Origin of the sequence: uncultured Imperialibacter sp. (assembly GCF_963974565.1) — a bacterium.
GTDB classification, from domain to species: Bacteria; Bacteroidota; Bacteroidia; order Cytophagales; family Cyclobacteriaceae; genus Imperialibacter; species Imperialibacter roseus.
In genome coordinates, this window is sequence record NZ_CAXBCJ010000009.1 from 269,941 (window position 1) to 278,372 (window position 8,432).

7 protein-coding genes are annotated in these 8,432 nt (G+C 48.9%); all 7 read left to right on the forward strand.

Annotated features, from left to right (window positions below; translation table 11 throughout):
• Window positions 1-29: 29 nt before the first annotated feature.
• The 7 genes from AAC052_RS15065 (at window position 30) to AAC052_RS15095 (ending at window position 7,965) form a co-directional block, all read left to right on the forward strand.
• The gene (locus AAC052_RS15065; protein ID WP_339814246.1) at window positions 30-695 is read left to right on the forward strand and encodes an HAD family phosphatase; all 666 of its coding nucleotides are present in this window, start codon (window positions 30-32) and stop codon (window positions 693-695) included.
• Between the two features lie 119 nt (window positions 696-814).
• Window positions 815-1,276: a GNAT family N-acetyltransferase gene (locus tag AAC052_RS15070; protein ID WP_339814247.1), complete on the forward strand. Its 462-nt coding sequence runs from the start codon at window positions 815-817 to the stop codon at window positions 1,274-1,276.
• Window positions 1,277-1,338: 62 nt separating this feature from the next.
• On the forward strand, window positions 1,339-1,698 hold the full coding sequence (locus AAC052_RS15075; RefSeq protein ID WP_339814250.1) for an SdpI family protein: 360 nt from the start codon (window positions 1,339-1,341) through the stop codon (window positions 1,696-1,698).
• 1 nt (window position 1,699) lies between these two features.
• Window positions 1,700-3,268, forward strand: coding sequence for a sulfatase (locus AAC052_RS15080; protein WP_339814252.1), 1,569 nt, complete (start codon window positions 1,700-1,702; stop codon window positions 3,266-3,268).
• A gap of 73 nt (window positions 3,269-3,341) precedes the next feature.
• Complete coding sequence (locus AAC052_RS15085) at window positions 3,342-6,095, forward strand: family 78 glycoside hydrolase catalytic domain (protein WP_339814254.1); 2,754 nt, start codon at window positions 3,342-3,344, stop codon at window positions 6,093-6,095.
• Between the two features lie 41 nt (window positions 6,096-6,136).
• Entirely contained in the window at window positions 6,137-6,859 is a 723-nt protein-coding gene (locus AAC052_RS15090) for a methyltransferase domain-containing protein (protein ID WP_339814255.1), read from the forward strand.
• Between the two features lie 191 nt (window positions 6,860-7,050).
• Window positions 7,051-7,965 carry a DMT family transporter gene (locus AAC052_RS15095; RefSeq protein ID WP_339814256.1) on the forward strand — a complete coding sequence of 305 codons (915 nt, stop codon included), beginning with the start codon at window positions 7,051-7,053 and terminating at the stop codon, window positions 7,963-7,965.
• The last annotated feature ends 467 nt before the right edge of the window (window positions 7,966-8,432 follow it).

The window sequence follows — 8,432 nt, forward strand, 5'->3', positions numbered from 1 at the left end:
CTTGCCACTATTCAACCAACAAAACTTTAATGCCCACATACAAAGCCATTATTTTCGATTTCGACGGCACACTTCTCGACACCGAAACCTTTCACTTCCATATCTGGAATGAAATTCTTTCTGAGTACAATATCATCGTCAGCTATGAAGAATACCTCGACGTATTTGCCGGCGTACCCACTCCCGTCAATGCACAAATGCTGGTCGAAAAACACAATTTATCTATATCCCAGCAGGCGTTACTGGAGAAGAGAGAAAACCTGGCTCTGGAGCGGATGAAAACCGGCACCTTCAAAATGATGCCTCATGCCAGAGAAACACTGGACTTCTTTTTCGACAAAGGCTACCCAATGGCCCTCGCCACAGGCAGCCCCCGGCCCGACGTCGACCTGCTGATGGAGCGAATGGATTTGGCGAAGTATTTCAAAATCACCGTAACCAGAGACGACGTAAAAGTCAGCAAGCCCCATCCGGAAAGCTACCAGAAGTGTGTCGACTTCCTCGGTTTTCCCAAGGCAGACTACCTCGTGTTTGAAGACACGCCAAACGGTACGCTGTCAGCCAAAAACGCCGGCCTCACCTGCTTTGCCGTGCAACACGACGTGCGGGAACACCCCCGGCTGCAACATGCCGACAAACTCTTCAATGACATGAAGGCTGCTATGGACTTCCTCAGAGGAAACAAGCTGATTTAGGCAAAGCCGTTGTGTGTCAAGAAAACACATACAATGATGTTTTTTATTTCCCATATTACAGTATATTAATGGGACAATGGGAGTCGATTGTTTAAACATAAACAGCAGACTTTTTTTAGATGATAAGAAACTACTTACCCGACGACTACGCCAAAGTAATGGAAGTGTTCAGGCTGAATGTACCTCAGTTTTTTGCCAGTGAAGAAGAAGCTGATTTAACTGACTACCTGAAAGAGCACGGTGAGAGTTATTACGTAATTGAAGTCAAAGGAGAAATAATTGGCGCCGGCGGCCATCATTATCCGTTGCCTGGTGTGGGCCGACTTTCCTGGGATTTTTTCCGCCCCGAAGTACAAGGTAAAGGCTGGGGTCGCAAACTGATCAACCATTCACTCGACGAAATCAGAAGCAAAAAACATGTAAAACGACTGGAAGTGTGGACGTCACAACAGTCCTATCAGTTCTATGCCAAGTTTGGCTTCAATGTTCATCGGGTGGAAAAAGATTTTTGGGCTAAAGGTTTCGACCTCTATCACATGGAAATGATCGCTGATAAAATTCAGCGGCCAACCTACTTCTAAACCTTCGGAAATGTTGGTTTGTCTATAGGGAATTTTGTAAACTGACTAGCAAAACACTACCTATGGAGAATCTGTTTTGGATGCATTTTATTCTTGGACCCTTCTTTCTTGTTATCGCTTTCCTTTTCAAAGCATTCCCTCCTAAGAGCATCAATTACCTGTACGGCTACCGCACCACACGGTCGATGAAATCAGACGTCGCTTGGCACGCAGCTAACAAGCTAAGCGCCAACCTCATGGTGGGAGTCGGCTTTGCAACCTGCCTGGCTCAAGGCATTTTCTACACCACAGACATGGCTTTCGAGGCCTACGTTGGCTGGTCAAGTGGCGTGTTAGTAGTCCTTCTGCTCGCTACCATTCCTGTTGTTGAAGCACATCTAAAGAAGAATTTTGACGAGCAGGGCAATCCCATATCAAAATAAGATGAGCCAATATTTGACCGCCTTCTTTTTGCTTTGTATCCTGTGTATTGGCTGCGAGCAAAAAGCTGCAAGGAAACCCAATATCCTATTTATTCTGGTAGACGACCTCGGCCACAAAGACCTCAGCGCCACAGGAAGCAACTTCTACGAAACGCCCAATATCGACAAGATAGCAGCCGGGGGCATGATGTTTACTCAGGGATACGCAGCCAGCCGGGTGTGTAGTCCGTCAAGAGCCAGCATCATTTCGGGTCGGTTTACAGCACGCCATGGCATCACCGACTGGATTGGAGCCAAATATGGCGAAGACTGGAGGTCACTGAACAGGTTCGACAAACTACTGCCTGCCGACTACACACACTACCTCCCTCATGAATACGTAACGTTGCCGGAAACTCTGAAAGAAAACGGGTACAAAACCTTCTTTGCAGGCAAATGGCACCTGGGCGACAGGGGATCGTATCCCGAAAACCATGGCTTCGATATCAATGTGGCGGGTTGGGACAAAGGAAGCCCGATGGGTGGCTACTTCTCGCCATACGAAAACCCGAAGATTTCGGATGGCCCTAAAGGCGAGAACCTGTCCATCCGAATGGCACAGGAAACAGCCAGTTTCATTGAAAGCCACAAAGACTCCACCTTCTTTGCCTTTCTGTCATTTTATGCCGTGCATGGCCCCATTCAAACGAACGAAGAAAAGTGGACAAAATACCGCACCAAAGCGGAACAAATGGGGCTTGCCGAAAATGGCTTCGAAATGGAAAGCGTGCTTCCTATTCGGGTAACGCAGGACAATCCGGTGTACGCCGGACTCGTCGAAACCATGGATGAGGCCGTCGGTATTGTGCTCGACAAACTCAAAACACTTGGCCTGGACGAAAATACGATCATAGTGTTCACCTCCGACAACGGCGGTGTTTCCTCCGGCGACAATTTCTCAACTTCCAATCTTCCGCTGCGGGGTGGCAAAGGCTACCAATGGGAAGGCGGAACGAGAGAACCCTTTTTCATCAAAGTGCCCTGGCTGAACAGCAACGGAGCCAAAAGCAATGTACCTGTTATCAATACCGACTTCTACCCTACCCTGCTGGAGCTGGCCAAAATACCACTGAAACCCAGCGAGCATATCGACGGCGTGAGCCTTGTGCCACTGCTGGAAGGAAAATCAATTGCTGAGCGGCCGCTGTACTGGCACTACCCACACTACGGCAACCAGGGCGGCGAACCGTCTTCTGTAATCCGGCTGGGCAATTGGAAGCTCATTCACTACTGGGAGGATGGCAGAGAGGAGCTCTACAACCTGAAAAATGATGAGGCTGAAAGAAACAACGTGGCTTCACAGGAAATTGAGACAAAAGAAAAACTTAGTAAACAGTTGCTGGGTTGGTTGAAAGAAGTCAATGCTAAAATTCCAGTGCCCGACCCGGAATACGACCCTGTTAAGGCGTTACAGCGACACGAAGACATTGTAAACAATCTCTGGCCAAGGCTGGAGCAGCAGAGAAAAGACATGCTTACTCCCGGCTGGTCGCCCAATGCCGACTGGTGGGGAAGCAAAACGATCGACTAACAGGACACCACAGTATGGAAATGACTTTGCCTATTCACATATTTACCTTGGCATCAATGCTTAACCGATACCTATGAGACTACTACTCCTACTTTCGCTGGCTATTCTGGCGAGCTGCACTACGAATGGCAACGAACCTGGTAAAATATCTCCAGTCGACCTCACCTGCGAGTACCTCGAAAACCCCTCAGTAGTTGACGTGGCCCACCCCCGGCTAGCCTGGATCAACACTTCCATCGGCAACGAAAGAGGGCAAAGGCAAACCGCATGGCAAGTACGGGTGGCAAGCAGCCAGGAAGGCCTTGAAAAGCCAGACCTTTGGGACAGCAAGAAAGTTGATTCTGAGCAATCGGATCGGGTCGAATACCAGGGCAAGACACTCACCAGCAGGACCGAATGCTGGTGGCAGGTGCGGGTATGGGACAAAAACGGCAACCCTTCGGACTGGAGCGAGCCAGGTAAATGGAGAATGGGTTTGCTGGAGGTATCCGACTGGAAAGCGCAATGGATTGGCGCACCCTGGCAGGGCGAAGAGGCGCTGCCAAAACCTGGCGGAGGACCTGATGGAAGACCAAAGGAATTTGCTGGCCCTGCCCCCATGCTTCGCAAAGAGTTTGAAATCACAAAAGAGATTGACAAGGCCGTGGCCTATGTGACTGGCCTGGGTTACTTTGAATTCTATGCCAATGGTAAAAAAGTAGGCGACGATGTGCTGGTGCCTAACCAGACCAACTACGGCAAGCGCCCCGGACTGAATACTTCTTATATCAACGTGCAGGACGATTTTAGACGGTACAAAGTGATGTATCTGGCCTATGATGTCAAAGAGCACTTAAAGCAGGGCAAAAATGCTATCGGCAGCATATTGGGCAACGGCTTTTACAACCCTGCTAAGTTCTGGGCGGAGGGCTACGGCTCGCCCCGTTTCCTGGGGCAGGTACATATTACCTACAAAGACGGAACAGAGGATGTGATCGTTAGTGATGAGAGCTGGAAAGCCTCACAAAGCCCTATTCTCATGGATATGGTGTATTACGGAGAAGTATATGATGCCAGGAAAGAACAACCAGGCTGGAGTACTGCCGACTTTGACCAGTCTTCCTGGGAGCCTGTGGCAAAGAGAAAAGCTCCTGAGGGTGAGCTGGTGGCACACACTGCTTACCCTGATAAAGTTACCGAACGATTGGAGCCCGTTTCCATAGAGAAGCTGGACAACGGCAACTACAAAGTCGACTTTGGGGTCGAAATATCAGGCTGGGTGCGATTCAATAATGTAGAAGGGCCGGAAGGCCATCAGATCGACATCTCATTCAATGGCAACCTCTACTCTGGCGACAATACCTACATTTTTAACGGAAAAGGCCCCACCTCCTATGCACCCAGGTTCAACTGGTTTGTGTTTAGCGGCATCGAAATAAAAAACTGGCCGGGAGAGTTAAAAAAAGAACATCTCACAGCGGAAGCAGTCAATACCTACGTGGAAGAATCAGCGGTTTTTGAAACCTCCAATCAGCTATTCAATGACATCAACAAGATCTGGCGTCGCAGTCAAACTGACAATATGCACGGCGGCATTGCCAGCGACTGCCCGCACCGGGAGCGTTCTGGATACACCGGCGATGGCCAGGTAGCCTGCTCCATGGTCATGCACAACTTCGACACAAAGAACTTCTACTACAAGTGGATACAAGACATGTATGAAGCTCAAAACGTAGAAACGGGCTACGTACCCAACGGTGCTCCCTGGCAGCCAGGTTGCGGCGGTGGTGTGGCCTGGGGGGCAGCTATCTGCATCATGCCATGGGAGTTTTACACGCAATATGGAGCGCTGGATATGCTGGAAGACAATTATGATGGTATGCAAGGCTATATCCGCTACATGCAAACGTGGGTAGATGAGGACGGCATCATGTTCTCCCAACGGAGAAATGGCTCTGGCGAAATCCTCAAGTGGTTCAACCTGGGCGAATGGGTATCGCCGGGTGAGTTAATACCTGATGACATGGTACACACTTTCTACTTCTGGCACTGTGTTGAAATTGCGTCGAAAACCGCCCGGATATTGGGTAAAAAGGGAGAAGCCGAAGCCTATGAATCATTGGCGGAAACGACCCGTCACGCTTTTATGAAAAAATTCTATGACTCTGAAACCGGAAGCTATGGCAAGGGTGGCGGCAATATCCTGGCGCTGAGAATGGGCGTGCCACCCGGGCAATTCGAGCAGGTGAAAGTTGCGCTGATAGCAGACATAAAAGCGGATAACGGACATCTCGACACAGGCATTTTCGGCACAAGATTCTTCTTTGAGGTGCTAGCCAGCAATGGGCTCAATGACCTGGCCTATGAGGCATTGAACAAAACTGACGAACCCAGCTTTGGGCATTGGCTGGAGCTGGGCTCTACCACTACCCGGGAGCACTGGAGCGAAGATGGTTCATTCAACCACCCGATGTTTGGCGGTGGCCTTGTATGGCTTTACAAGAACCTGGCGGGTATGCAAACCGATATTGCCAACCCTGGCTATAAGCACATCATCTTCAGACCACAGCCTGTTGATGAGCTTGACTTTGTCACTTATTCCAACAAAACCATATATGGGCAAGCCGGAATTACCTGGAAAAACCAACCAAATGACTTTCAAATGGACGTTACCGTTCCTGTAGGAAGCACTGCAACCGTCTATATTCCTGCGAGTGAAAAAGAGGCAGTGACCGAAGGCGGTGAAAAAACCGAAAATTCTGCCAGCGTCAATTTTAAAGGCATGGAAGAAGGCTACGCTGTTTTTGAGGTGGGAAGTGGTAATTATAATTTCGTTGCAAAGAAATAAAAGCCGGAACATTCTCTCGGGTTTCTACGTGTTGCTTGCTTGTGAACACGAAAAATCACTACGACCAACACCTGTCACATTTTTACAGCTGGATGGTTGGCGACTTCGAGCAGAAGGCGGCAGAGCAGCAAACATTCTTTGAGAAAAACGGCATCATTCCTGAGTCGTTCGGTCTGGCCATTGACCTTGGTGCCGGCCACGGGCTTCAGGCAATACCGCTGGCGAGACTGGGATTTAGTGTCACTGCTATCGACTTCAGCGCTGTGCTCCTCAAAGAGCTTGAGGAGCGCAAAGGCCACCTGGACATTTCGACTATCGAAGCCGATATAACTGACACATACTGGCACGGATCCCTCAAACCAGAGCTTGTCGTTTGTATGGGCGACACCATCAGCCATTTGGAAAGCTTCGAACAGCTCGAAGCCCTCACGCTCACATTATCAAACCTGCTTACCAGAGAAGGAAAGCTTATCTATTCCTTTCGTGACTATAACCAGGCGCTAGAAGACACGCAGCGGTTCATCCCTGTTAAAAGTGATAGTAACAGAATACACACGTGCCTGCTGGAGTACTTTGACAGCACGGTGCGAGTGACAGATCTGCTACACGAAAAACAAGGCGATATTTGGCAGCAGCAGGTGAGTTCGTACACCAAGCTCCGCCTAACCTCCGACATGGTCAGCGCAATGATCGAGAAAAGCGGATTGAATGTGATAAGCGAGGGTGTCCACAACAGAATGAGCTACCTGATTGCTCAAAAGTAGCTGTTGAGGTGTTATTCTAGTTCCGCTTCCAATGATTAGTTATTATCTGCTTATAGACAGATAATACACTTTATCTGCTTTAGAACAGATAAATTTGATTACCTGCGCCAGGACAGATATTTCTCATTAAATGAACATCCGTTGCCAAAAAAGGCTATTGAGAACCACTTTTCATCTACCTTCGTCGCTCTATGCAAGCCATTACTTTAACGGGAAAAGAAAAATGGGCAGCGCTGGGCCTAGCTGCTCTCGGTTCCACTATGTTCAGTGCCAAAGCTGTGTTCATTAAGCTGGCCTATCAGTTCGATATTTCATCCATCGACCTTATGTCACTGCGAATGCTCATGGCCCTGCCTTTCTACGCAGGCATTTTGTGGTGGACCAATAGAAAGAAAGAACCGATGGTCATTACCCGCAAGGACATATGGCGCATTGTCCTGTATGGCATCATGGGTTACTACATCGCCAGCTATTTCGACTTTTGGGGACTGGAATATGTGAGTGCCAGCATGGAGCGGCTTATCCTGTTCATTTATCCAACGCTGGTGGTGATATTGTCTGCCATTTTCACCAAAAAGAAAGTAACGAAGTGGGAAGTGCTGGCCATTGGCATTACCTACTCCGGCATGCTCCTTGCCTTTTTCGACAAAATCAAAATAGGTGGGGTACATGAAACGCTGATTGGAGGCAGTCTCATTTTTGTGAGTGCGCTTACCTATGCCATTTACCTGATTGGCAGCGGAAGGTTGATCCCGAAGTTTGGTACGGTTCGCTTCACCTCATTGTCAATGATAGTGGCTTGCATCGCTGTCATCTTCCACAACCTCATCGCCAATGGGCAATTGGCCTTGCTTGACTTCCCCTGGCAAATCTATACCCTGGCATTGATGATTGCCCTCATCTCAACGGTGATTCCATCCTTCCTGATATCGGAGGCCATCAAGCGCATAGGCTCTTCGGAGGTAGCCATTACCGGAAACATCGGCCCCATCTCCACCATTATCCTGTCCATGATTTTCCTCCACGAAGTCATCGGCCTCTGGCAATGGGTCGGCACGGCCATTGTGTTGTTTGGGGTAAGCCTGCTATCTAGAAAGAAGGGATAGTATTCTCAAAAACCACTTTATTTCGCCCAACCAGGCATTGCTTCGCTTGTTGTTGTTGTTGTTGTTGTTGTTGTCGTGGCCTTGTGTCCTCACAAGCCACTTCTTCACTCGTGACATTGGTTGTGGCCTTGGGTCTCCACAAGCCACCTCACTTCACCCACCTGTCGTTGTGGCCTTGTGTCTTCACAAGCCACTTCTTCGCTCGTGGATCTTTATCTACCAAAAATCACTGCCGTCAGACTTAGCGTTCCCACAAACCGCTTTTGCGATGGTTTGTGAAGACACGAAACCATAACAAAAGCTACAAATCGTGTGTGGTTTTCTGTCTTCATGACTCAATGTCGTTGTGGCCTTGTGTCCTCACAAGCCACTTCTTCGCTCGTGGATCTTTATCTACCAAAAATCACTGCCTTCAGACTTAGCGTTCCCACAAACCGCTTTTGCGATGGTTTGTGAAGACACGAAAC

Bases quoted from the DNA above. Each gene is read 5' to 3' on its own strand.
- AAC052_RS15080 (WP_339814252.1), top strand. From the start codon at position 1,700: ATGAGCCAATATTTGACCGCCTTCTTTTTGCTTTGTATCCTGTGTATT.
- AAC052_RS15085 (WP_339814254.1), top strand. From the start codon at position 3,342: ATGAGACTACTACTCCTACTTTCGCTGGCTATTCTGGCGAGCTGCACT.
- AAC052_RS15070 (WP_339814247.1), top strand. From the start codon at position 815: ATGATAAGAAACTACTTACCCGACGACTACGCCAAAGTAATGGAAGTG.
- AAC052_RS15095 (WP_339814256.1), top strand. From the start codon at position 7,051: ATGCAAGCCATTACTTTAACGGGAAAAGAAAAATGGGCAGCGCTGGGC.
- AAC052_RS15075 (WP_339814250.1), top strand. From the start codon at position 1,339: ATGGAGAATCTGTTTTGGATGCATTTTATTCTTGGACCCTTCTTTCTT.
- AAC052_RS15065 (WP_339814246.1), top strand. From the start codon at position 30: ATGCCCACATACAAAGCCATTATTTTCGATTTCGACGGCACACTTCTC.